Consider the following 24,848-nt stretch of genomic DNA (forward strand, 5'->3'; position numbering starts at 1 on the left):
CGTGACGACGGATGACATCCTGTTCTTGGACGCGCATGCGCAGGCAGCTTTGATTGCGGAGCGGCACCTGACGGCAGCCGAGCTGACGGACGTGCAGATCGATCGGATCGAGGCGGTCGATCCTGCCCTTGGGGCGCTCAGCCATCGCTGTTTCGAGCAGGCGCGGGCTCGGGCAATGTCGGGGACGACGGGCAGCGCGATGGCCGGGGTCGGATGGCTGGCGAAGGACAGCCTGCCCTATATCGGCCTTCCGGCTGCCTGCGGGTCGCGCATGCTCGCCGATGCGCCGCCTGCGCGTCGGCAGTTCGCGTTGGCGGACCGGCTCGACGCGGCCGGGCTGATTCTTCTGGGCAAGAGCGCGGTGCCGGAATTCAGCCTGTTGCCGACCACCGAATCGGTTCTGACGGGGGCGACCGCGAACCCGTGGCACAGCGGCCATTCCGCAGGCGGATCGAGCGGGGGCGCAGCGGCGGCGGTTGCGGCGGGGATGGTGCCCGTCGCCCATGCAGCCGATGGGGGTGGATCGATCCGCATTCCTGCCGCCTGTTGCGGCGTGATCGGGTTGAAGCCCTCGCGCGGGGCGAACGTCCGCGCGCGGGGCTTCCATCTGCTGGAAGACATTCTGGTCGGGGACGCGATGCTGGCGCGATCGGTGCGCGACGTCGCCTGGTTCGCGCGCTGGCTGCGACCGCACCCGTTCGCGCTACAGGCCAAAGCGGGGCCGCTTCGCATCATCCGATGCGACCGCGGAATGAACGGGAGACCGCCTGCGCCGGAGGTTTCCGCCGCGATCGACACGACGATGCGGCTCTGTCGCGATCTCGGTCATGACGTCCAGGAGATCGATCGCCTGCCGGCCGACCTGTGCGCCGCCGCCGACCTGTTCCGCACGCTCTGGCAGTTCCTCGCGCGCGACGGCGTCGACCATTATCGTGACGCTGCGGGCGCCTTGCCCGAGAACGGCTTCGAGCCATGGGCGATCGGCCTCGCTGCCCGCGCCGAGGCGCTCGACGTCGCGCAACTGGTGGATTGTTACGCCGCGATCGGACGCGTGGTGGCGGCCTCCGAGCAGTTCTTTGCCGAATATGACGTGCTGCTTGGTCCGGTCGTCGCCTCGCCGCCGCCGCCGCTCGGGACATTGGCCGGGACCAGGGCGTTCGACGAACTGCTCGCGGAGATGTTCGACTATATTGCGTACACCCCGCTTCAGAACGTCACCGGCGCGGCGTCCATCTCCTTGCCGCTGGGGCTGTCGCCGGATGGCCTGCCGATTGGCTCCATGCTGTCGGGCGGTATCGGCAGCGACGAGACGCTGCTGCGCCTCGCTGCCCAGATCGAGCGGGCGGCGCCGTGGAACGATGGCCGCCGCGCCCCGATCTAGTCGCCCATGAAGCCGCGCAGGGCTCGCGCCACGTTATCGCCTATCAGGTCGAGCTGGTAGCCGCCTTCGAGCACGAACAACGTCGGTAATCCTAGTCGCGCGATCCGGGCTCCCAACCGGCGGAAATCGTCGCTGGCGAAGCGGAAGGCGCACAGCGGATCGCCGTCCAGCGGATCGACGCCGAGCGACACCACCAGCGCGTCCGGCCCGAAGGCGGCGATCGTCGCTTCGGCATCGCGCAATGCGTCGCTCCACGCTGCCCAGTCGGTGCCGCGGGGAAGGGGGAGGTTGCGGTTGCGACCTTCGCCGGGACCGTTCCCCGTCTCGTCGGCGAAGCCGCTGAAGAAGGGGAAGTCGGTGCGCGGATCCGCATGGATCGACACGTACAGCACGTCGTCACGGTCGTAGAAGATCTGCTGCGTTCCGTTGCCGTGATGATAATCGGGATCGAACACCGCGACCCGTGCCGCGCCGTGGTCGCGCAAATACTGCGCCGCGATCGCAGCCGTGTTCAGAAAGCTGTATCCGCCATAGGCCGCCACCCCGGCGTGATGGCCGGGCGGGCGGCAGAGCGAGAATGCGGAGGTCGCTCCGCCCGCCAGCACCTGCGCGCCGGCAAGCGCGGTATCCGCCGATGCGCGCGCCGCGATCCAGCTATGGGCCGTGATCGGTGTCATGTTGTCGAACGCATAATGGCCAAGCCACGCATCGAGCGAGGCGTCGCCATGCGGGTTGAACATCGTCGTCCCGCGCCAGCACATCGGCAACGCATCACCATCGCGGCCCAGATCGCGCCACGCTTGGTGCGCGGTGCGCAGGAAGCGGAGAAAGTCCGCGTCGTGAACGCGTTCGATCAGGCGATCGTCGAACGCTTCCGGCTCCTCTGCCGGCGCGAATCCCGCAGCGGCGAGCGCTGCCAGTACCGTGGCAGGCCGCGAAGCGGCTTCGAACGGCGGTCCGAGCACGCCGCGGTTGAGCTCCGAGACCGGTGCGTGGCGCGCTTGTGCGGGCGCATAGAAACACCTCATTTGTCTGTCCCCGCCAGTTCCTTGTTGATCGCGATATGGTCGGCCCAGATCCTGCCGGGGGACGCGACGGTTCCTTTCGGCGGCCAGCTGTCCACGTTCCACAGCTTCGCCTTCAACAACGCGCGTGCGCAGTGCAGGAACGCTTCTCTTACCTCGATGATGAGGCCGGTGCGCGCCGGCTTGCCGTTCTCGGCATAAGGCGCCAGCAGATCGGAGGAACAGGTGATGCGCGCGGTTCCGTTGACCCGCAGCGTCTCGCGCACCCCGGGGATCAGGAACAACATTCCCACGCCTGGCGCGCGCAGGATATTCGACAGACTGTCGATGCGGTCGTTGCCCGGCTTGTCTGCAAGAAACAGGTGTCGGTCGTCGATCACCGCGACGAACCCCGGCGCGTCTCCGCGTGGCGAGGCATCGCTGTTCCCGGCGCCGTCATGCGTGGCCAGCACCAGGAACGGGGATGCCGCGATGAAGCGGCGGCAATGCTCGTCGAGCCGGTCGAGGACCTTCCTGATCGGTAATTCGCCGGGGTCGTCGTACAAGGCGCGTAGCCGTTCCACCGTCCTGACGGCATGTTGTTCTTCGATCATTGTCATGATGATAGTCCGATTGGTTTGTCGAATGCGCTGCCCGGTCGGGCTGTCAGCCGCCGGTGCAGCGCCAGCATGAGCGCGCCGACCACCAGCGCGAGCGCGACGTTGAGCATGAAGAAGGAAATGGCGCTGATCCGCGTGCTCGCCGCGGCCAGAAGTCCGGCCGTGGTACCCGCGACAAACTTCACGAGATACCACAGCCCCATCATCGTCGACCGGTTCCCGGCGGACGAGAAGCGCGCCACCATCGCAAGGCCGATTGGAAAGACGTGAAGCTCGGCGATGGTGATGCATAGGAAGAAGGCGATGACATAACCGATAGGCGTGACGCCGCCCGTTGCCGCGCCCGCGACGAGCATCGCGAAGGCTATCGCGGCAAAGCCGGCACCGGTCGCCATCTTGCGGATCGGATCGATCGGCCGCCCGCGTTCGTCGCGTCGTCGCCAGTAAAAGGCGAGAAGGGGCGAGAACAGGAAAATGAACAAGGGGTTGAGCGATTGGAACCAGGGCGTCGGGACCAGGAATGTGCCGAGCGCCCGATCGACGTCGCGATCGATCCAAAGGGCGACGCTGTTGCCGGTCTGCTCATAGCCCAGCCGGAACAGCACCACGAGCGCGAGGATCGCGGCCAATGCCGTCATGTCGTGCGCGGTGCCGACGGCCGATGATTCGTCGGGCACCTTGGCGGCGTGTCCGCGAGGAACCAGATGCTGGAAACAAAGGTAGAAGATCAGCCCTGCCGCCATCACCACCGCCGCGGCGCCGAACCCGACGTGCCAGCCGTAGCGCTGGGCCAGCCAGCCGCAGCATAAGGGCGCGAGGAAGCTGCCGACGTTGATCCCGAGATAGTAGATCATGAAGGCGCGGTCGCGTCGTGGATCGTCGACCGCGTAAAGCGCTCCGATCCGGGTGATGAGCGATGTGATGAAGAAGCCATTGCCCAGCGCGACCAGCGCCAGCCCAGGAAACAGCCCGGCGTTCCAAAGCATCGCGCCATGCCCTGCCGCCATCAGCGCCGCCCCCAATAACACCGCGCGATGCTGGCCGATGAAGCGGTCGGCCACCCAGCCGCCCAGGAGCGGCGTCAGATTCGCGCCGCCGACGAACAGGCCGAAGACCGTTGATGCCGTCGCACGGTCGAATCCAAGCGATTCGACCATGTAGAGCACGAGCAGCGCCTGCATGCCGAATGCGGAAAAATACGCCGCGGTTTCGGTGAGGAACAGGACGCTCAGGCCAGCGGGATGGCCGAACAGGGTGCGCCGTCGTAGCTCAGACATGCCGGCCCCGCATCATAACGAACCCGCCTCCCGCGAGGGCCCAGCCGATCAGAAGGACGATCTCCACCGGCACGCCGCCGCGCGCGAACGGCGCGATCGCTGCGATGCCCGCGGCCAGTGCGGCGGCCGCGATCGCCGCCGCCAGTAGGACACGCCCGCCGGGCAGGACGAACTCGGGCGCCGCCTCTTGCCGGTCGCGCAACCGCCACAAGGCGATCAGCGACAGGATCATGATGATCGTGACGCAGATCGTGCACATGTTGATGATCGGCATGATCGCGCCGCGCCCCATGCCGAGCCATGCCAGCGTACCCGCCGCGACGCCCAGAATGGCAAGGCGCGGGACACCCGATGTGGGGTCGACGCGCTCCAGCACGGCAGGCAGCACGCGATCGCGCGCGAGTGCCATTACCAGTCGCGCCGCGCTGAAGTGCAGCGCGTTCCACGTCTTCGCCAGCGAAATGGTCGCTGCGGCCAGCACCAGCGTCGCCGCACCGGGAAGCGCGTCGCCATAGGCGGCTGCGGCGGGCAGGGGGGCGGCGACGAGCAGCGGCCAGGGGCGCAGCAGCGCGGCGGCCAGCAGGATCAGCGCGTAAAAAGCCGCCGCCGCCAGCACGGCGCCGACCAGGGAGCGCGCGATCGTGGGCATCGAGGTGGCATGGCCGCGTTCCTCGACCGCGTTGACGGTCGCCTGAAACCCGGACAGGAACAGTAGCGATGTCGCGAAGGTCCAGAAGAAGCCCGGCAGCGCATCGTTCGGCCGTGCCGATGCGAACATCGGCGTAAGGTTGCGCGCGTGCCCCAGCGCCAGCCCGATCAAGATCAACGCGATCGAAATTGCGATGAACCCGAAGGTGATGACGCGCTGCAACTGAACCGCCACGTCCGCACCGCGACAGTTGAACCAAGTGATTACGACCACGCCGGCTACGCCGATGCCCAGCGTCGCGACCGTGACCGGGGTGCCTGCCGCGTGGTACAGCACCGGCGCGTCGGCGAGCGGCGGGATCAGTGCCTCCAGGAACCAGCACAGCGCGAACGCCTCGAACGCGGTGAAGCTGACGAGATGCAGCAGGATGAACCAGCCGACGATCATCCCCGTGCGCGGCCCGATGCCATTCCAGACGAAGCAGAATTCGCCACCCGACCGTGGCAGGCGCGCCATCAGTTCGGCATAGGCGCCAGCGATCAGTGCCATTACCACGCCCCCCAGCAGGAAGGCGAGGATCGCGCCGCCCGGTCCGGCGCTACCGAGCCATTCGCCCATGGCAACAACCCAGCCCGACCCGACGATGCTGCCAAAGGCGAGGACGAAGAAGCCGACGCCGGTGATGGCACGGTTCAGTACCGTCGCCGGCATTGCGCGCGCAATCGGTCGCGTCACCTTCCCTCCTCCTGAGACCACCGGCACATCGCAGGATTGCACATTATCATGGTAATGTCTAATTCCGGTTCGCGCCGGCATGTCGACAGCGACCTACCGGACGAGAACCTCATGACACGGAAGGAAACGGCATGGCGGATGCCTTCGCGGGGGCGACGAGGGAGCAGTTGACCAGGCTATTGGCAGATCATCCGATGGCTTGGATCGTCCCGGCCCGCGGCGGTGCTGCGCCTGCCTTCATGCCGGTTCTCCTTGATCGCGGCGACGATGCCGGTGACAGCATTTTGGGCGGGACTCTCATCGGTCATCTGCCGCGGCGACATCCGCTCGTCGCATCGTTGGAGCAGGACGGCGAGGCGCGGTTCCTCTTCACCGGTCCGAATTCCTACATTTCCCCCGCGTGGCTTGGCGATCGCAACTGGGCACCGACGTGGAATTTCTGCACCGCGACGCTGGATGCCGACGTCGCGCTCTGGCCCGATGGCATCGACACGGTGCTGGAGCGGACGGTGGCGCATATGGAGGCGGGGCGCAAACGGCCTTGGACGGTCGGCGAACTGGGATACCGCTACGCGGCGCTGCGAGCGCAGGTCATCGCCTTCCGCGCGCGGATCACGGCGGCCGTACCGCGCATGAAGCTGGGGCAGGACGAGCGCTTGGACGTGCGCCGCGAGATAATTGCCGGTCTCGGCGATCATCCGCTCGCGGAATGGATGCGTCACGCCACGGACGAGCAGGCATGATGCCCGACTGCCATGTCGGCGTTGTCGCCACCGCCGCCGACCCTATTCCCGGGCGCGACCTACATGCTGGAGGGAATGGTGAACGGGCACGGCGGGCTGGCGTTCGACGTCGTCGAATGTTGACTACTGGATCCGCATGAAACCGATGCGACGATTATCGAGATAGTGGACGGTCAGATGGCGGACATAGCCGGGAAAGGCGGCTCGATAGCGTCGCCGTCTGGTACCGTCCCCGGCGGGCTCGTCCTGCACCAGCGCGAGATCGTGCAGCGTGGCGGTTTGCGCTGGCGTGAAGCGTGGCACGACATGGTCGCGCCCGGCATCGAGGTGCAGGCGCATCTCGGGCGCGAAGGCGGCTGGATCGAGGGGGGCTCCCGTGACGATCGCTTGCGCCTGACGCGTCAGTGCGGGGGCGGTGTCCGTCAGCAGCGGCAACGACAGCGGCGTTGCATCCGGGGCATGCCGTTCGGCCGCCTCCCATCCTGCGATCGTCGCGGCGAGCGTGTCGCCGTTCGTCATGGCCATCACGCTCAATCCCTGTCGGGGCAAATGGATGTGCACGGTACGGAAACCGGGGACGCTGCCGCCGTGATAGTGGATCGGCTGGCCGCCGGGCATGTGGTCGAGCATCCAACCGAAGCCGTAAGGAATCTCACGTCCCGTTTTCAATCGGACCGGTCGTGTCATCTGTGCCAGCGCATCGTGCGACAGCAACGCGCCGCCGTGAAGCGCGCCGGTCCATCGTGCGACATCGGACGTCGGCATGAGTATGCCGCCCGCCGCGACCGACGACACCGTGGTGCTCATCCGCGTCGCGTGAACGTGCAGGCCATCGCGCCATTCATATGGTTCGGCACGCCGCCGGACGGGCAGGGCGGCGTCATCGACGCGGCCATCGCGGACGCCGGCGGGGGCGAACAGATCCTCGGCAACGATGCGGGCATAGTCCTTGCCCGCGAGATCCTCGATGACATAGCCGATCAGGACATAGGCCGCGTTCGAATAGTTCCATGCGGTCCCCGCAGCGAATTCCGGCGGATAGGCCGCCATCAGGCGATAGAAGGTGTCACGGTCGAACGGCCGGTCCCATTCGACCGCCGCGCTGTAATCGGGAAAGCCGCTGGTGTGGGTCAGCAGCGAATGGAAGGGGCGATCGGCGAGAGCGGGAGGCAATCGCGGCGCATATCGGCCGATCGGCGCGTCCAAGGAAAGCTTGCCTGCCTCGACCAGACGCAGGGCAGCGACCGCCGTGATGTGCTTGCCGACCGACCCGAGGTGGAACAGCGTCCGCGAGGTGACGGGGACATCCAGACCGATGCTGGCCCGCCCCACATGCGCGAGCACGATCGGCTGGCCATCTCGCACCACCGCTACCGCCAGACCGGGCGCATCATGCGCCTGCCGGATTTCCTCGAGACGTGACGTCAACGCGTCCGCGCGACTGGGCAAGGAAGCGGCGGTTGCGCCGGCAATAGCCGATGCCAGCACGCCACGTCGCGACATCCGCATTCTGATGCTCCATCAACTCCTAGATCAACGATAACATCATCGCAATAATAATCAACTTTTGCGTCGTCGGCTGCGGTTGGTCAGACGCTGCTGAGCAGGATGCTGGTTTCACTGTTTTCGATCCCGTCGATCATTCGCACTTCGCGCAACAACCGATCGAACGCCACCAGATCATCGGCCCGCAATTCGGCGATCAGGTCCCAGGCGCCGTTGGTAGTGTGAAGCGCGTGGATGTCGGGGAGTCCGCGCAGCTTGCGGATCACCTGGGTCGTCGACTTTCCCCTCACCTCGATCAGCATGATCGCGCGGATCGTCCCTGCATCGTAATCCTCGCGCATGCGCACGGTGAAGCCCAGCACCGTTCCGGTCGCGAGCAGTCGCGCGATCCGGTTCTGGACCGTTCCGCGCGTGACGCCCAACGCGGTGGCGACCGTCGCCAAGGCGGCGCGGCCGTCGCTGCGCAGATGTCCAATGATTGCCCGATCGAGCGTGTCCGGAACATATTTCGCCACCTCCGTCATATTACCCTCCACAATGATCGATCGTACCGCGCATTGTGCGCGAAATGCCCCGCGAAATGATGCGCGAATGCGATGTCGGCTGATGCTGTGGCGCCATAGTCAGGGGCCAGCAACCATGCGGAGGATCCGATCGTGCCCGTGCTTCCCCCTTCCGACAAGGCGCTGGTGCCTTTCGTCGACGTCGCCAACATGATGCGGCTGGTCCATGCCGTCGGCATCGAAACTGTCCTGCGCGAACTAACCGACCGGATCGAGGCGGATTACCGGCGTTGGCCGGTCTTCGACAAGACGCCGCGGCTGGCGGCGCATTCTGTCGATGGCGTGATCGAACTGATGCCGGCATCGGACGGGACCGCCTATGCTTTCAAATACGTCAACGGCCATCCGCGCAATGCGCGCGACGGGCTGCAAACTGTCGCGGCCTTCGGTCTGCTGGCGGACGTTGCGACCGGTTACCCGCTGCTTCTGGCGGAAATGACACTTCTAACCGCGCTGCGTACCGCGGCCACTTCAGCGATGGCCGCGCGGCATCTTGCCCCGCGGATTGCCACGACCATGGCGCTGATCGGCAATGGAGCCCAATCGGAGTTTCAGGCGCTGGCGATGAAGGCGGTCATCGGGATCGAGGAGGTTCGCCTCTACGACGTCGATCCCGCCGCCACCGAAAAGGCGATGCGGAACCTGGCGGGCAGTGGGCTTTCGCTGACCGCGTGCAGCTCTGCCGAGATCGCGATCGAGGGCGCGCAGATCGTCACGACCGCGACCGCGGACAAGCAACTCGCGACGATCCTGACCGACAACATGGTCGGCGCGGGGGTGCATGTGAATGCGATCGGTGGCGATTGTCCCGGCAAGACCGAGTTGCACCGCGACATCCTGCGCCGCGCCGATACCTTCGTGGAGTTTACGCCTCAGACACGGATCGAGGGTGAGATACAGCAGATGGAGCCCGATTACCCGGTGACCGAATTGTGGCAGGTGATCGTGGGTGATGCTCCTGGCCGGCGTGATGATCGCCAGATTACGTTGTTCGACAGCGTGGGCTTCGCGATCGAGGACTTCTCGGCTCTTGCCTATGTGCATGAGCGCGTCGTCGGCACCGATTTCAAGACGCTGCTCGATCTGATCGCCGACCCTGACGACCCCCGCGACCTTTTCGGCATGTTGCTGCGCGCCAAACGTCCGCTGGCCACCATGTCAGAAACCGCAGTAGCGACCTAGCTGCAGCGCCATGCGCTCAGTAATGCCGCGATCCCACTTCCTTCGTCCTGCTAATGTCGTGGCATCAGGGGCTGGTAAATCGCTCTCGATGCACCGCGCATCGTGAGGATTGCCAATGTCCGACACGGGCGAGCATCTGATGAACGACCTATCATCGCTCTCGCTCAGCAGGCAGCACCCCGAAAGCGGGGTCAGCGATCGCGCAACGAGCCGATCAGATACGACCAGCGGCGCGATCGACGACGAAGCCGCGTTGGATCATGTTCGGTCGCCCGAGACTGGCCCCGGGTCGCAAACCGCTACGATCACCCTCGCTGCAACCATCCTCTTCTGGCAGTGATCAACGAGCCCTGACCCTTAGCGAAGCGCCGCCGCCCGCAAATGGACAGGCACCGACTTATAGGAGGGCGTGCCGCTTTCGAGATCGTGGTCGTCCAAGGCGATCAGATGATTGGCCTCGGGATAATAGGCAGCGACCGATCCGCGGGCGATGGCGTGCGCGATCGCCACCTGCCGCTCCAGTACGCGGCCGGTAGCGGTCACCACGTCGATCAGGTCGCCGTGTCGCAGGCCTGCCTCGGCAAGGTCGTCCGGGTTCACGAACACCACATCCCGCCGCCCGGTGATGCCGCGGTAACGATCATCATGGCCATAGATGGTCGTGTTATACTGGTCGTGGCTCCGAATGGTCGTCAAGACCATCGGCCCATCGGCATTGCCGCCTGCACCGTCGGCGTCGGCGTGGACGATGAAGTGGGCCTTTCCGTCCGACGTAGTCCAGACGCGGTTTGACGGCCCCACGGTCAACCGGAAGCCATGTTTCTGTCGAACGCGAGCATTGAAGTCGCCGAAGTCCGGAAAAACCTCTGCGATCTTCTCGCGGATGCGGTCATAGTCGGCGACCATTGCGTCCCAGCCGATCGCCGTGTCGCGCAAGGTCGCCTTGGCAAGCCCCGCCACGATCGCGGGCTCGGAAAGCAGTTGGTCAACCACGGGTTTGATCCGCCCGCGCGAGGCGTGAACCGTCGACATCGAGTCCTCGACGGTCACGAATTGGGGCCCATTTGCCTGGATATCCTGCTCGGTACGACCCAGGCAGGGGAGCACCAGCGTCTCGCGCGCCTGAAGCAGACAAGTGCGATTGAATTTGGTCACGATGGTGACCGACAGGTCCATCGCCCGGAACGCTGCGAAACACGCCTCGGGGTCGGGCATCGCCACGGCAAGATTGCCGCCGAGCGACAATATCGCGCGCGATCGCCCTTCGCGCATGGCCTTGAGCGCTTCGACGGCATTGTGGCCGGGCCGGCGCGGACTCGTAATGCCGAATGCAGTGTCGAGCCGTTGCAGGAACGCCTCGGTCGGAAGCTCGGTGATCCCGACCGTTCGGTCGCCCTGCACGTTGCTGTGCCCCCGCAATGGGCAGATACCCGCTCCCGGCCGGCCGAAATTACCCCGCAGCAGTAGCAAGTTGGCGATCTGTTGCACGTTGCGCGTGCCATGCCGGTGTTGCGTTATGCCCATGCCGTAGCAAATGATCACACGCTCCGCCCGCGCATAGGTGTCGGCCATGCTCTCGATCTCGGCGCGAGGCAGACCGGAGCGGCGCTCGATCTCGTTCCAGTCCGTCGCGGCGATATCGGCTGCCAGCGCGTCGAAGCCGGTGGTATGTTCCGCGATGAAGGCGCGGTCGAGTACCCCCGGCCCACCCGATGACAGATTGGCGGCATCCATCGCGAACAGGGCCTTCATCATGCCCTTCAGCATCGCCATGTCGCCGCCGATCCGGACCTGATGATAGGCGGACGCGAGCGGAACACCCCCCGGTCGGATCATGTCGCCGACGTGCTGAGGCGATTGGAATCGTTCGAGACCCCGCTCCTTCATCGGATTGGCGACGACGATCGCGGCGCCGCGTTTTGCCGCGGCGCGCAGCGACGACAACATGCGGGGATGATTGGTGCCGGGATTATGCCCGATGCAGAAGATCGCGTCGGCATGCTCGAAATCCTCGAGCGTGACGGTTCCCTTGCCGATGCCAATCGACTGAGGCAGCCCGGTGCTCGTCGCTTCGTGGCACATGTTCGAACAATCGGGGAAATTGTTGGTCCCGAAGGCGCGAACATATAGCTGCCACAGGAATGCCGCTTCGTTCGAGGTACGCCCGGAGGCATAGAATTCCGCTTGATCAGGATGATCGAGCCGACGGAGCGCCTCGCCCGCCAGACGAAACCCTTCGTCATAGCCGATCACTTCATAGTGATCGGTCGCAGGATTGTAGCGCAGCGGATCGGTCAGCCGGCCCGCCCCCTCCAGATCGTGATCGCTCCACGTCCAAAGCTCGCTGGCGGAATGGCGGGCGAAGAAATCCGCGTCGACCCGTTTGGCAGTCGCTTCCCACGTGACGGCCTTGGCACCGTTCTCGCAGAACTCGAAGGAGGAACCGTGGCGCGGATCGGGCCAGGCGCACCCAGGGCAGTCAAACCCATCGGGCTGGTTGACCGACAGCAGCGTGCGGGCATCGGCCATCTGGGCACGGACCGCCAAAGCGACAGCTTTCAACGCGCCCCAGCCCCCCGCTGGACCGGAATAATCCTTCACGCCATCGATGCGTCGGTCGGTCACATTTCGTCCTTCATGGCTCGACAAGCTGATTCGCGCATTACCCCGATATAGCCCGGAGTAGAGGGCAAGCCACTGTGCCGAACACGTTCAGGTCGCGGTCAATTGTTTTCGATCGATGTCGCCCGATTTCGAATACTTCCTTTACGCCCAAGGTCAGGAATCGCTGGGTAAAATCAGAAGATTACGGTTGGGGTTAGGGCGAAGTCGGAGAAAAAGGCGGTAGCGCAGCGGTCGCAGCGGGGCGAAGCGGCGACAGTCTTTCAGGCGGCCGAACACCATTCCGATGCGGCGGCGGCGCCGGTAGCGACGCTTGCGTATCTGACTGGCTCAGTGCGGGATTTTCGGCCCGGGATGCAAGGTCGCATGGCCTTGGCCTGTAATGCGTTTCTCAACCAGTCGGCATCGTAGCCGCGGTCGCCGAGCAGTGCTGCTGCGCCAGTATCGTCGCTCGTCCGATCGGCGGTCATGAAGAAGCTCGAGGGACGTCCGTTCGCATCGGCAAGCGCATGAAGCTTCGCGTTCATGCCGCCCTTGGTGCGATCGATCAGGCGGCCGGAATCCCCTTTCTTGCCTGCAGGCTCGATGCCGGGTGGTGCACCTTCAAACAGGTCGCGTCGCGCATGACCGTCTCCTCTCGAAGTCTGAATCAGGTCGCGCGTCTCACATTGATGGGTGCCGACCCTCGCAATGAACGCCCAAGTCCCGGTCGTCGATCTCGTTGACGGGGCGGGCATTGGCGGTCGTCACCGTCCGCCCAACCGGTTCGACTGCGTCGGTCACCGGGTCGCGGCGCTCGAAAGCCGTCGCGGAATTGCTCTCGATGGAATTGCTGGGCATGGTGGTCGGTTCGCTGGCGCTGGGCGGTCTGGCGGACCGGCTGGGGGGGGCGCGCCACCATCCTGCTTTGCCTGGTCCTGATGGCGATCGGCATGTTCGGGGCGGCTTCGGCATCGGGAGTCATGATCCTGTCGGCCTGGCGTGTGGTCACCGGGATCGGGATCGGCGGTATGCTGGCCGCCACCAATGCGGCCGTCGCCGAGACGGCGAACGCCGCCCGGCGCAGCCTGGCGGTATCGCTGATGGCGGGCGGCTATCCGGTCGGCGCGATCGTCGGGGGCGCCATCTCCGCGTGGCTGCTGCGGGACCATGGCTGGCCGGTGGTGTTTCAATTTGGCGGTGTCGTGACGCTGTTGTTCATCCCGGTCGTGCTGTGGCGGGTGCCGGAGACGGTGGCGTTCCTGGCCGACCGGGGCCCCCGCGATGCCGTCGCGCGGATCAATCGCGTGCTGGCGAAGATGCACCAGCCGCCGGTGGCGAGCCTGCCCGAGCGCGAGGCGAAGCGCGCGCGCGTGCCGGTCACGACCTTGTTCGGATCGGCCCTGCGCCTGCCGACCATCGCGCTGACCGTCGCGTATCTCACGCATATCATGACCTTTTACTTCATTCTGAAATGGATCCCGAAGATCGTGGTGGACATGGGCTTCGCGCCGTCCGCCGCCGCTTCGGTCCTGGTATGGGCGAATGTCGGCGGTGTGTGCGGGGCATGTCTGTTGGGAGCGGCGGCGACGCGGTTCCGGCTGCTGCCGCTGGCGGTCGGCGCGATGATCGCGGCGGCGGTGGCGGTGATCCTGTTCGCGCGGGGCCAGGACGACCTAGCCCATCTGTCGCTGATGGCCGCGCTGACCGGCATGTTCACCAATGCCGGGGTGGTATCGCTCTATGCCCTGATCGCCCGTTCGTTTCCGGCCGCCGTCCGCGCCAGCGCGACCGGGTTCATCATCGGCATCGGCCGAGGCGGATCGGCGCTGGCCCCGGCCATGGCGGGGGCGCTGTTCGCCATCGGCTATGCGCTGCCCATCGTCGCGCTGGTGATGAGCGCCGGGTCGGCGATCGCGGCGCTGGCGATCATCATGCTCGGCCACCGCACGCCCCGGCCGCAGGGGTGATCAGCCAGCGACCAAACCGAACGAATATGTTCTTGAAACAAATATAATCTTCCAATATCTGTTATATAACAGAACATAAAACCGCCATCGAGCGGGAATGAGGGAGAGTATGATGCCGAAGGTCGGAAAGCCTGTCCTGTGCTCGCACAGCGGAGCCATCCGCGTCCTGCTGGTGATGGGCAGTTCCTGGTTGGGAATGGCCGCTGCCCAGGCGCAGGCGGCGGGGGAGACGATGCCGCCGCCGGCCGCGACCCAGGCGGATGCCGTCGGGCAGGACGATAGCGCAGCCACCACGGCACAGGCGGGCACCGACGCGGCAACGGATGACATCGTCGTGACCGGGTCGCGCGTCGCACGCAACGGCTTCAACGCGCCGTCGCCCACGACGGTGGTCGGCGGCGAATTGCTGCAGCAGCGCGCCGCGACCAATATCGGCGAGGTGCTGAACGACATTCCGGCGTTCGCGCCGACGACCAGCACGGGCACGGCGGGCGCGCGTCCCTTTGCGCCGGGCGCGAACTACGCCAATCTCCGCTCGCTGGGGCCGACCCGCACGCTTGTCTTGGTCGACGGCCGCCGCTTTGCGCCCAGCGTGCCGTCGTTCGGCACGGTCGGCGCGAACCAGGTCGACCTGAATCTGATCCCGCCGATCCTGCTCGAACGCGCCGAGGTGGTGACGGGCGGCGCATCCGCGCAATATGGTTCCGATGCGGTGGCGGGCGTGGTCAACCTGATCCTCAACACCCGGTTCCAGGGCCTGAAGGCCGAGATCGAAAAGGGCATCAGCGAACGCGGCGACAACGCCGAGACGCGCGTGTCGGTCCTTGGCGGCACGGCCTTTGCCGGGGATCGCGGGCATGTCGTCGTCGCCGGCGAATATTATGAGAATGGCGGCGTCGGCGATATCTTCACCCGCGACTGGGGGCGCCGCGATACCCAGATCGTCGCCAATCCCAGCCCCGCCACCAACGGGCAGCCGCGCTTCATCATTTCGGACAATGTCCGTCTGTCGACGATGACGCCGGGCGGCATCATCACGTCGGGGCCGCTGCGCGGGACCGTGTTCGGGCCGGGCGGGACGACGTCGCAATATAATTACGGCATGCTGGCCGGCAGCCTGTTCATGATCGATGGCGGCATCCCCAATCTGGGGCTGGCCAATGGTGTGCTCCTGGTCCCGCGGCTGCAGCGTGCCGGCGGCTTCGCCCATGCCGATTATGAATTGTCGAATGCGATCAACGTGTTTGCCGAAGGGTCGTACGGCGTCAACGAAGCGACCTCGATCGGCATCCAGCCGCGCGATACCGGCACGATCACGATCCGGACCGACAATCCGTCCCTGCCCGACAGCGTCCGGGCCCACGCGGCCGCGCTGGGGGTGACCTCCTTCTCGCTGGGGCGGATCAGCAATGACGTCGGCCAGATCGTCGTCGATGTCCGCAACGAGAATTTGCGCCTCGCGACCGGGGTGAGGGGCAAGTTCGGTTCCGGATGGAGCTGGGATGGCTATTACCAGTTCGGCCAGAACGACTATCGCCAGCGGCAGGCGGGGGCCCGGATCAATGGCAACTTCACCCTTGCCGCCGATGCCGTGCGCAACGGCGCGGGCCAGATCGTGTGCCGGTCGACCCTGACCAATCCGGGCAATGGCTGCGTGCCGATCAATCTGTTCGGCGACGGATCGCCCTCCGCCGCCGCGATCGACTATGTCACCGGCGACGCCGTCACCCGGACGCTCTACAAGCAGCATGTCGCGGCGCTGAACCTGCGCGGCGAACCGGTGTCGACCTGGGCTGGCCCGGTGTCGTTCGCCACCGGCATCGAATATCGGCGGGAGGAGCAGAACACGACCTCGGATGCGATTTCGCAGGTCGATGGCTTCAACCAGCAGAATCCGAAGCCGCTGAACGGATCGTTCGATGTCGCCGAAGCCTATGTGGAAACGGTGCTGCCGCTCGCGCGGGATACGGGATGGGCGCGCAACCTCGATCTGAATGCCGCCGCGCGCTATGCGCATTACAGCACGGTCGGCGGCGTGGTGACGTGGAAGGCGGGGCTGACCTGGTCGGTCAGTGACTGGCTGTTGCTGCGCGGAACGCGGTCGCGCGACATTCGCGCGCCCAACATCTTCGAACGGAACGCGGCGCCGACGCCGACCCTGACCAATATCAACGATCCGTTCACCAACACCCAGGTGGCGGTCCGTCAGTTCCTGTCGGGCAATACCGATCTGCGCGAAGAGGTCGCCAATACCTGGTCGGGCGGTGTCGTCCTGAAACCCGGTTTCCTCGACGGTTTCCAACTGTCGGTCGATTACTACCGGATCGATATCCGGGACGCGATCACGTCGGTGCAGGGCAACGGCACGGTCAGCATATGCGCCGCGACGCAGGACCCCTTCTTCTGCGGCAACATCATCCGCAACCCGGCGGGAGTCATCACCCGGGTCAACTCGCCCTATGTCAATCTCGGCAATCTTCGGACCGAGGGCATCGATGCCGAGGCGCAATATCGGACGCCGCTGGGCGCGGGCGATCTGACGCTGCGCGGGGTGGGGAGCTATACGCTCCACGCCATCTCCGCCTTCGGACAGGGGGCGATCGACCGCGTGGGCGAAGTGGGCACCAACAATTCGACCGTGAACCCGATGCCGCGCTTCCGTGGGACGCTGACCGGTACCTATGGCCAGGGCGGATTCGCCGGGACGCTCCAGCTCAACTACATTGCCGAGGGGAAATATGACGCGACCTATGTCGACGGCGTCGACATCAACGACAACAGCGTCCCGTCGCGTCTCTACACGCTGGTCACCCTGGCGCAGACGGTGAAGGCGGGCGACACGTCGTTCCAGCTGTTCGGGACGGTGTCCAACCTGTTCGACGTGGCGCCGCCGCGTGTTCCCTCGACGACCTTCTTCCTGCCGACCAATCCGGCCTTCTACGACACGGTAGGACGCAATTTCCGGTTTGGCGTGCGGGTCGGCCTGTAAGGAGGATAGGCGCATGTCCCCGATGATGACCGATCGCCGGACGATCATGACCGCCGCCATGGGGATCGGTATGGTCGGGGCGGAGGGTGTCGCGGCAGCCGCGGTTGCGGCGGCGACCCCATCGCTGGCGACGCCGACCCTCTATCCCATCTTCACCGCGCGGGTGACGCTGGGACCGCCGGTCGAATTCGGCCGGCAGGGCGAGCAGCGCAAGCGGCTCATCCCGATCACGGGCGGTACGTTCGACGGGCCGAAGCTGCGCGGTACGATCGTGCCGGGTGGCGGCGACTGGCAGACGATCGAGTCGGACGGGACGACGGCGATCCTCGCGCGCTACACGCTGCGTGCCGAGGACGGGACGATGATCGGGGTCGTCAATCCCGGCATCCGTCGCGGCCCGCCCGAAGTGCTGAAGCGGTTGGCGGCGGGCGAGGTGGTCGATCCATCGCTCTATTATTTCCGCACGGTGCCGAGCTTCGACGTCGCCGACGGTCCGCATGACTGGCTGCGCAAGAGCATCTTCCTGTGCGCGGGCATCCGCCGGGCGAGCGACGTCGAAATCCACTTCTACGGTCTGACCTGATACAGGGGTGATGAAAGGAACGTCATTCCATGAGTCAGACATCCGCCCTGTTGGATACCGGAACGCCCGCTTCCGATCAGCACCCCTATCTGGATACGGCATCGCTGTCGTCGCAGATCGGGTTCAGGCTGCGGTTCGCGCAGGCGGCCGTGTGGGGCGACCTGTTGGCGGCGTTCAAGCCGTTCGGCTTTCGCCCGCAACATTATGCCGCCCTCACGCTGATCGCCAGCAATCCCGACTGGAAGCAGCAGGATGTCGGCAACGCGCTGGGCATTTCCCGGTCCAACCTCGTCGCGCTGATCGACGAACTCGTTCGCGAAGGCCTGGTCGAGCGGCGGCAGAACCCGGACAACCGGCGCTCCAACTCGCTGAGCATCTCGCCCTCGGGCGCCGATCTGCTCGAGCGCATGGACGTGGCGCAGCGGGACCACGAACGGCGGCTGGAACAGACGCTCAGCGCCCGGGAGCAGGCGATGCTGATCGCCCTGCTCGAGAAGCTGACACAATTACAGAGATGACGGAAAGGCAAAGCCGATGCGCGACACTCCCATCAACCGCCGGGTAAACCGCCGAAACCTGTTGGCGGGCGGCGCGGCGGCCGCGATGACGCTGACGACCCCGGCGCGGGTGATGGCGCAGATGCAGGCACGCAAGCCCAACATCATTTTCATCATGGCCGACGACATGGGCTATGCCGATGTGTCGTTCAACGGTCGCCAAGATCTGTCCACGCCGAACATCGACGCGATTGCGAATGCGGGGGTTCGCTTCACCCGCTCCTATGCCAATTCCGCCGTCTGTTCGGCGACGCGGGTCGCGCTGATTACCGGCCGCTATCAGTATCGGCTGCCGATCGGGCTGGAGGAGCCGCTGGCAAGCATTTCCCCGCCCGGCATCGGCCTGCCGCCCGAACATCCGACCCTGCCGTCGCTGCTGCGCGCGGCGGGATATGAAACCATGCTGATCGGCAAATGGCATATGGGCGAACTGCCCAAATACGGGCCGTTGCAGAGCGGCTATGATCACTTTTTCGGCTTTCGCGGCGGTGCGCTGGACTATTTCACCCACCATGATCGCAAGGGCGAAGAGGATCTGTGGGACGACGACCAGCCGATCGAGCGGACCGGCTATCTTACCGACCTGATCGGCCAGCGCGCGGTCGCCTCGATCGACGGCTATGCCAGGAAGCGCAAGCCGTTCTTCATGAGCGTGCATTTCAACGCGCCGCACTGGCCATGGGAAGGGCCGCGCGACCGCGCCGAAAGCGAGCGGATCAAGAAGACCAACCTTGCGCATTTCGATGGCGGCTCGCGCGCGACCTATATCGACATGATCCGGGCGATGGACGAGCAGGTCGGCGCGATCCTGGCCGCGTTGAAGCGCAACGGCCTGAGCCGGGACACGATCGTCGTCTTCACCAGCGACAATGGCGGCGAGCGTTTTGCCGATACCTGGCCGTTCAGCGGGCAGAAGACCGAATTGCTCGAAGGGGGATTGCGGGTGCCGACCGCCGTCTGCTGGCCCGCGCGCATCGCGCCTAAGCAGGTGAGCACGCAGACCATGATCACGATGGACTGGGTCCCGACGCTGCTGGCCGCCGCCGGTGCCAAGCCGGCACCGGACCATCCCAGCGACGGCCAGAACCTGTTGCCGTGGCTGACCGCGAAGCGCGCCCCGGCGCCGCGCACCCTGTTCTGGCGCTACAAGGCGAACCATCAGCGCGCGATGGTCGAAGGCGACTATAAATATCTGAAGATCGCCGAGAACAGCTATCTCTTCAATGTCGACAGCGACCCGTTGGAACGGGCCAACCTGAAGGAGCGCGAACCGGCCCGCTTCGCCGCCATGCAAAAGGCATGGCGGGACTGGAACGCGACGATGCTGCCCGAGATCGACGCCAGCTTTACCGAGGGCGTGACGGCGGATCGTCAGGCCGATCACATCGGCTCGCGAAACGTGCTCAAGACGGCGGATCGCGACGACTGACGGTCAGGGGGGCGCGAGCGGCGCATGCCGTTCCCCCTCATCCCATCCGCGGCGACGATGGAGCCGGGCACACAGGCCGACAGACATCCGTCGTGGCGAATGAGAGGGGGAGGGGAGCGTCCTCGTCCGCCTGCCAGCCGGCGATGGCGTGCAGCCGCTTCGGGTCGAGGATGGTGATCTGCCGTTTGCCGAACATCAGCACGCCCTCACGGCGAAGCCCCTGAATGACGCGATTGACGTGGACTGCGGTCAGTCCGAGCAGATCGCTGAACTGTTCCTGGGTCAAGGGGCAGAAAAAACTGTCGCCGTTGGCAAGACCTGTCGCCTTCAGGCGGCTGTGCAAATCCGCAAGGCAATAGGCGAGCCGCCCGCGGGCGTCGCGTCGTCCCACGCAGGTCAATTGGGCGCGCAGTCGCCGGATGTCGCCGATCAGTTTGCAATCGCGACGGATGGCGAGTGCCTGCATGTCATGCTCGTCCATGGCCCGACGCAGTACCGCGACGCGCGCCGGACCGCTGACCCGGATCTCTTCGTTCGACGCCGGCGGCACCCAGTCACAGATGTCGCCCGGCACCAGTATGTCGGTGATCTGTCGCGCGCCATCGCGCAGCCCTTGCGCCCGGTAAGCCCATCCTTCGACCATCAGGTGCAGATGGGCGCCGCCGTCGAACGGGCCGGACACGAGAGCGCCGTTGCGTAGCGGAACGATGTCGACCAGCGCCCTGGCCAGTAGCTGACGTTCCTCGATCGTGACGGGATCGCTGCACGCCGGCCGGATCGCTGCGACGGCATGGGGAATGGGCTTCGCTTCCACGCCGAAATCCAATCGGATCGGCATGGCCTCGTCCTGTGGGGGACATGGCCGGGACGATAATGTGGAATGCGTGTGGAGCATCGTTCAACCCCTTCAGTCTCAACGACCTTCAGGGTTTCATGCCTGCATCGTCACTCGTAGCATCCCTAGGTAGGCTTCCGTGCCGCCGGGGCGTCGCCGGGCGCCGCGACCCCGGCCGCCAGCGCTAGCTGGATCAGTTCGGCCAGACTACCGGCATTCAACCGGTTCATGACCTGCGCGCGGTGCAGTTCGACGGTGCGCGGGCTGATGCCGAGCTTCTTGGCCAGCATCTTGTTGGTGTCGCCTTCGACCAGGCCGAGCAGCACCTCGCGCTCGCGTGGGGTCAACCGGGCGATGCGCGCGTTAGCGGTCTCGTCGCGGGAGACGGGGCGGGTGGCCGCAAGACATTCGCTGATCGCACTTGCCAGGCGGGCGTGCAGCGTGGCGTCGTCCTCCACGACGATATAGTCGGTTGCCCCCGCCTTCATCGCGGCGACGGCCGATGTCAGGTCGGCGTCCAGCGCGTCCAGCACCACGCACGGCAAGGTGATCGCCCGTGCCTTCAATTCGCGAGGCACGGAAAGCTTGTCCGATTTCGCCTTGCGCAGATCGACGAGGACGCATCCGGGCGCGAGGATGGCGGCAACATCGAGAAAGGCCGTGGCGCTGTCGAAGGTGCGCGCGCGATACCCCATCGACCGGACGAGACCGGCAAGCCGGCGGGCCTCGAGCGCCTTTGCACTGACGATATAGACCTGACCGCCATCGTCCTGCGTCAGATCCTCGACAATGCCGCCGATGCGGGTGACCGCGCCGTGATCGTCGAGGATCGGGAAGCTGGTATCGCGCAGACGGCGGACGGCGCCGTCACCGGGGCGGATGATGCGATATTCGAACTGGGTGACCTCGCCCGCCGCAACGCTGGCCAGCGCATGTTCGACCTGGGATCGGTCGTCCGGATGGACATCCTCCAGCCATCGCTCGATGAAACGCGCGCCGTCCTCGCACGGGATGCCCCAGATGCGTTCGAACGCGGTGCTGCGATACAGGATGGCCCCGGTCGCCGGATCGCCGATCCACAGCAGGTTGCTGCTATGGTCGGCGAAGCTGCTGAACCGCGCCTCGCTTGCCCGGATCGCGGCTTCGGCATGGCGTTGCGCGGTCATGTCGATCGCCGCACCGATGAAGCCGATGGCGCTTCCGTCCTCGAACGTGGTGCGGCCCAATGTCGCGATGTGGCGGAGTATGCCGTCGTCGCGACCGATCACGCGGTACTCGACAGCATAGCTACCGTCACCCGCCGGGTCGACACAGGCGGCGATCGCCGCGCGCACTCGCGCCCGGTCGTCGGGATGGATGCCCTGTTCGAAGACATGTTCGTCGATCGGCGTGCCCGGCGGCAGGCCCCACATCGCGCGCAGCCGATCGTCCCAGTCGAGTTCGCCGGTGCGCGGGTCCCACGCATAGATGCCGATGCCGACCAATTCGGTCGCGACACGAAGCTGGGCTTCGCTGGTCCTCAAGGCTTCCTCGAACATGCGCCGCTCGCTGGTGTCGCGAGAGACGCCGATGACGAGTTCGACCGATCCGTCCGGGGCCAGCACCGGCCCCCAGGCGTAGGAGAAAAAGGCCGCATGGCCGGTAGGGCTGCGATAGAAGACCTCGTTCTCGATCGTCGCGCCATCCGCGAAGATCTGGTCGATATGGCCGTTGAGCAGGGTCGCTAGATCGGCCGGATAGTCGAGGTCGGCAAAGGACTTGCCCAGCATTTCCTCCGACGTCAGGCCGAACAGCCCCAGCATGGCCGGGTTGGCATAGGCGAAGCGTCGGTGCCGGTCGAAGGCGTAGACATAGTCCGGGATCGCGGACAGGTTCGCCTCGAGGAAGCGTACCTGTCGGGCGAGTGTCTCGCCCGCGCCATATAGCGGATCATTGCCTCTGGCCGGTGCGGCAAGCGAATATTCTTCCATGCGTCCTGGTTCTCAACCTTCGCCGGTCTGGGCTGCGATCGCTCGCAGCCGGGTATAGTTACCTAGGGATTGCACGGATGGGTCGGCGCCGATGCGAAGCCTACCTCCAGGCCACGCAACCGAGGAGAGCGGCATGAAAGCCCTGGTCTGGCACGGCAAGGAGGATATCCGGTATGACACGGTGTCCGACCCTTCGATCGAACATCCACGCGATGCTATAATCAAGGTTACGAGTTGCGCGATATGTGGCTCGGATCTCCATCTTTTTCATAACCTTGTACCCGCGATGCTGCCCGGCGACATCATGGGGCACGAAACGATGGGCGAGGTCGTCGAGGTCGGCAGCGCCGCCAAGGGGTCGCTGAAGAAGGGCGACCGCGTCGTGATTCCCTTCACCATCCAGTGCGGCGAGTGCGACCAATGCCGCCGCGGCAATTTCTCGGTCTGCGAGCGGACCAACCGCAAGAAGGAACTGGGCGACAAGGCGTTCGGCCATGCGACCGCCGGGCTGTTCGGCTATACGCATCTGACCGGCGGCTATCCCGGCGGACAGGCCGAATATCTGCGCGTGCCCTTTGCCGACACGACCCATATCAAGGTGCCGGGCGGCATCGACGACGAAAAGCTGCTGTTCCTGTCGGACATCCTGCCGACCGGCTGGCAGGCGGCGGTGCAGGCCGACATCCAGCCGGGCGACACGGTGGCGGTGTGGGGCTGCGGCCCGGTCGGTCAGATGACGATCCGCTCGGCGATCCTGCTGGGGGCGGGGCAGGTGGTCGCGATCGATCATCTGCCCGAACGCCTCTCCATGGCCGCCGCCGCGGGCGCGATCACCATCAACTTCGAGGAGGAGAGCGTCGTCGAACGGTTGAACGAATTGACCAAGGGCAAGGGGCCGGACCGGTGCATCGACGCGGTCGGTACCGAAACCCATGTCAATTTCGGCCAGCCCGACACCGTGCTCGATCGCGCCAAGCAGATGCTGATGGCGGAGAATGACCGCCCGCATGTGCTGCGCGAGATGATCTACGTCTGTCGCCCCGGCGGCGTGATCTCGATCATCGGCGTCTATCTCGGGCTGGTCGACAAGATTCCGATGGGTCAGGCGATGAACAAGGGGCTGACCTTCCGCATGGCGCAGGCGCATGTCCCGCGCTGGACCGGCGATCTGCTGCGCCGGATCGAGGACGGACAGATCGATCCGTCCTTCGTCATCACGCACAAGGTCGACCTGTCAAAGGGACCCGAAATGTACGCCACCTTCCGCGACAAGGCGGACGGCTGCGTCAAGGTCATGCTCCAACCCTGAAGGAGGCATCCATGCCACTCTCCACCATCACCGGCATCGCCCGTTCGGAGGGCGACCCGAAGGTCGTACGCAAGGGGCCGAGCTCGCTGACCGGCGCCGACCGGCTGGCGCGTGCGCTCGGCTGGTTCTCGGTCGGGCTGGGCCTGACCGAATTGATCGCGCCGGGCCGTCTCGCCCGCACATTGGGACTGGACGACAAGGAAGGGTTGATCCGCGCCTACGGTGCACGCGAACTGGCGAGCGCGGTGCCGACACTGTCGATCGACAAGCCGGTCGGGCTGGCCGCGCGGATCGGCGGCGACGCACTCGACCTCGCCACGCTCGCCGGGGCGTTGCACCGCGACAACCCGAAATGGCGCAATGCTGCGATCGCGACCGCACTGGTCGCCGGGATCACGCTGCTCGATGTCGCTGCGTTCAAGGGGGTGAAGGCCATGCATGCCCGCGAACCCGGTAGCGACCGCGACTATTCGGACCGATCGGGCCTGCCAAAGGGGGCGCAGGCGTCGCGCGGCCTTGCCCGCAAGGACTTCGACATTCCGTCCGATTACCGCGCCGTGGGCCGGGTAGCCGCTGCGATTCCGGTCCCCGCGCTCAAGGCCTGAGCCGCGAAGGACGGAGCGCGGCTGAGGAGGCGGGAACCGGGATCGGGACCGGCTTTGGTCCTGTTGTTCCACGCCGATATCTTCCTGACCATGGTCTATGCCGGGCGGGGACCGGATTGCCTGCGCCCGATCGGGTGCGAGCGATCCGGGCCGCGCTGCGGGTCGCGGCATCGCCGTTCGGGCGGCGGTGCGGTGCGATCCTGTCCTTTGCCGGGCCGGTGGTCGTCGTGTCGCTGATCGGCTTCCGGGCGCGCGGGCTGAGGATGGGGGCGGCGTGGCGGACAAAAGCTTTTTGCGAGTTATTTGTATTGCTCCGACTGATTGTTGCTGGATCGCCACA

Annotated in this window: 21 protein-coding genes and 1 pseudogene; 11 read left to right on the plus strand and 11 right to left on the minus strand. The window is 65.7% G+C overall.

Going from position 1 to position 24,848, the window contains the following annotated elements:
- Window position 1: 1 nt before the first annotated feature.
- On the plus strand, window positions 2-1,381 hold the full coding sequence (locus ACZ1JS_RS01680) for an amidase family protein (protein WP_465167426.1): 1,380 nt from the start codon (window positions 2-4) through the stop codon (window positions 1,379-1,381).
- Here ACZ1JS_RS01680 and ACZ1JS_RS01685 read toward each other — a convergent pair.
- The 4 genes from ACZ1JS_RS01685 to ACZ1JS_RS01700 are packed head-to-tail and all read right to left on the minus strand — an operon-like array spanning window position 1,378 to window position 5,666.
- The gene (locus ACZ1JS_RS01685; protein WP_465167427.1) at window positions 1,378-2,409 is read right to left on the minus strand and encodes a histone deacetylase family protein; all 1,032 of its coding nucleotides are present in this window, start codon (window positions 2,407-2,409) and stop codon (window positions 1,378-1,380) included. The two genes, ACZ1JS_RS01680 and ACZ1JS_RS01685, sit on opposite strands and share 4 nt — an antisense overlap.
- Window positions 2,406-2,999, minus strand: coding sequence for an MSMEG_1061 family FMN-dependent PPOX-type flavoprotein (locus tag ACZ1JS_RS01690; RefSeq protein WP_465167428.1), 594 nt, complete (start codon window positions 2,997-2,999; stop codon window positions 2,406-2,408). Before ACZ1JS_RS01690 ends, ACZ1JS_RS01685 begins: the two co-directional genes overlap by 4 nt.
- 2 nt (window positions 3,000-3,001) lie before the next feature.
- Window positions 3,002-4,282, minus strand: coding sequence for a peptide MFS transporter (locus ACZ1JS_RS01695; protein ID WP_465167429.1), 1,281 nt, complete (start codon window positions 4,280-4,282; stop codon window positions 3,002-3,004).
- Window positions 4,275-5,666 carry an APC family permease gene (locus ACZ1JS_RS01700; RefSeq protein ID WP_465167430.1) on the minus strand — a complete coding sequence of 464 codons (1,392 nt, stop codon included), beginning with the start codon at window positions 5,664-5,666 and terminating at the stop codon, window positions 4,275-4,277. The genes ACZ1JS_RS01695 and ACZ1JS_RS01700 overlap by 8 nt, the downstream gene beginning before the upstream one ends.
- A gap of 131 nt (window positions 5,667-5,797) precedes the next feature.
- Here ACZ1JS_RS01700 and ACZ1JS_RS01705 point away from each other — a divergent pair, with 131 nt between their 5' ends.
- Window positions 5,798-6,409, plus strand: coding sequence for an FMN-binding negative transcriptional regulator (locus tag ACZ1JS_RS01705; protein ID WP_465167431.1), 612 nt, complete (start codon window positions 5,798-5,800; stop codon window positions 6,407-6,409).
- Between the two features lie 123 nt (window positions 6,410-6,532).
- Here ACZ1JS_RS01705 and ACZ1JS_RS01710 read toward each other — a convergent pair whose 3' ends face one another.
- Window positions 6,533-7,918, minus strand: coding sequence for a serine hydrolase domain-containing protein (locus ACZ1JS_RS01710; protein WP_465167432.1), 1,386 nt, complete (start codon window positions 7,916-7,918; stop codon window positions 6,533-6,535).
- 80 nt (window positions 7,919-7,998) lie between these two features.
- A complete protein-coding gene (locus tag ACZ1JS_RS01715; protein ID WP_465167433.1) occupies window positions 7,999-8,439 on the minus strand; it encodes an Lrp/AsnC family transcriptional regulator in 441 nt (146 codons plus the stop codon).
- A gap of 165 nt (window positions 8,440-8,604) precedes the next feature.
- Between ACZ1JS_RS01715 and ACZ1JS_RS01720 the strand changes: the two genes are divergently transcribed.
- Complete coding sequence (locus ACZ1JS_RS01720; protein WP_465168608.1) at window positions 8,605-9,660, plus strand: ornithine cyclodeaminase; 1,056 nt, start codon at window positions 8,605-8,607, stop codon at window positions 9,658-9,660.
- A 115-nt stretch (window positions 9,661-9,775) separates the two neighbouring features.
- Window positions 9,776-10,000, plus strand: a complete 225-nt coding sequence (locus tag ACZ1JS_RS01725; protein ID WP_465167434.1) for a hypothetical protein — start codon at window positions 9,776-9,778, stop codon at window positions 9,998-10,000.
- A gap of 17 nt (window positions 10,001-10,017) precedes the next feature.
- Here the strand turns inward: ACZ1JS_RS01725 and ACZ1JS_RS01730 are convergent, their stop codons facing one another.
- The 3 genes and pseudogenes from ACZ1JS_RS01730 to ACZ1JS_RS01740 all read right to left on the minus strand — a co-directional run bounded on the left by ACZ1JS_RS01730 (window position 10,018) and on the right by ACZ1JS_RS01740 (window position 13,122).
- The gene (locus ACZ1JS_RS01730) at window positions 10,018-12,285 is read right to left on the minus strand and encodes an FdhF/YdeP family oxidoreductase (RefSeq protein ID WP_465167435.1); all 2,268 of its coding nucleotides are present in this window, start codon (window positions 12,283-12,285) and stop codon (window positions 10,018-10,020) included.
- Window positions 12,286-12,458: 173 nt separating this feature from the next.
- Window positions 12,459-12,919: pseudogene (locus ACZ1JS_RS01735) on the minus strand (transposase family protein); the annotation flags it as partial.
- A 26-nt stretch (window positions 12,920-12,945) separates the two neighbouring features.
- Window positions 12,946-13,122: a hypothetical protein gene (locus tag ACZ1JS_RS01740; RefSeq protein ID WP_465167436.1), complete on the minus strand. Its 177-nt coding sequence runs from the start codon at window positions 13,120-13,122 to the stop codon at window positions 12,946-12,948.
- 80 nt (window positions 13,123-13,202) lie between these two features.
- Here ACZ1JS_RS01740 and ACZ1JS_RS01745 point away from each other — a divergent pair, with 80 nt between their 5' ends.
- The 5 genes from ACZ1JS_RS01745 (at window position 13,203) to ACZ1JS_RS01765 (ending at window position 19,789) form a co-directional block, all read left to right on the plus strand.
- Entirely contained in the window at window positions 13,203-14,231 is a 1,029-nt protein-coding gene (locus ACZ1JS_RS01745; RefSeq protein WP_465167437.1) for an MFS transporter, read from the plus strand.
- 112 nt (window positions 14,232-14,343) lie between these two features.
- The gene (locus ACZ1JS_RS01750) at window positions 14,344-17,220 is read left to right on the plus strand and encodes a TonB-dependent receptor plug domain-containing protein (protein WP_465167438.1); all 2,877 of its coding nucleotides are present in this window, start codon (window positions 14,344-14,346) and stop codon (window positions 17,218-17,220) included.
- A gap of 13 nt (window positions 17,221-17,233) precedes the next feature.
- Window positions 17,234-17,803: a DUF3237 domain-containing protein gene (locus tag ACZ1JS_RS01755; protein ID WP_465167439.1), complete on the plus strand. Its 570-nt coding sequence runs from the start codon at window positions 17,234-17,236 to the stop codon at window positions 17,801-17,803.
- A 50-nt stretch (window positions 17,804-17,853) separates the two neighbouring features.
- Window positions 17,854-18,321 carry a MarR family winged helix-turn-helix transcriptional regulator gene (locus ACZ1JS_RS01760; protein WP_465167440.1) on the plus strand — a complete coding sequence of 156 codons (468 nt, stop codon included), beginning with the start codon at window positions 17,854-17,856 and terminating at the stop codon, window positions 18,319-18,321.
- A gap of 16 nt (window positions 18,322-18,337) precedes the next feature.
- A complete protein-coding gene (locus tag ACZ1JS_RS01765; protein WP_465167441.1) occupies window positions 18,338-19,789 on the plus strand; it encodes a sulfatase family protein in 1,452 nt (483 codons plus the stop codon).
- Window positions 19,790-19,826: 37 nt separating this feature from the next.
- Here ACZ1JS_RS01765 and ACZ1JS_RS01770 read toward each other — a convergent pair whose 3' ends face one another.
- Window positions 19,827-20,627 (minus strand): Crp/Fnr family transcriptional regulator, encoded by an 801-nt coding sequence (locus tag ACZ1JS_RS01770; protein ID WP_465167442.1) that lies wholly within the window; start codon window positions 20,625-20,627, stop codon window positions 19,827-19,829.
- 122 nt (window positions 20,628-20,749) lie between these two features.
- Window positions 20,750-22,594 (minus strand): PAS domain-containing protein, encoded by a 1,845-nt coding sequence (locus tag ACZ1JS_RS01775; RefSeq protein WP_465167443.1) that lies wholly within the window; start codon window positions 22,592-22,594, stop codon window positions 20,750-20,752.
- Window positions 22,595-22,727: 133 nt separating this feature from the next.
- Here ACZ1JS_RS01775 and ACZ1JS_RS01780 point away from each other — a divergent pair, with 133 nt between their 5' ends.
- Together ACZ1JS_RS01780 and ACZ1JS_RS01785 are read left to right on the plus strand one after the other, a co-directional pair.
- Entirely contained in the window at window positions 22,728-23,903 is a 1,176-nt protein-coding gene (locus ACZ1JS_RS01780) for a zinc-dependent alcohol dehydrogenase (protein WP_465167444.1), read from the plus strand.
- Between the two features lie 11 nt (window positions 23,904-23,914).
- Complete coding sequence (locus ACZ1JS_RS01785; RefSeq protein ID WP_465167445.1) at window positions 23,915-24,508, plus strand: hypothetical protein; 594 nt, start codon at window positions 23,915-23,917, stop codon at window positions 24,506-24,508.
- The last annotated feature ends 340 nt before the right edge of the window (window positions 24,509-24,848 follow it).

The sequence above is a fragment of the Sphingomonas sp. BL-S-05 genome (assembly GCF_055521695.1).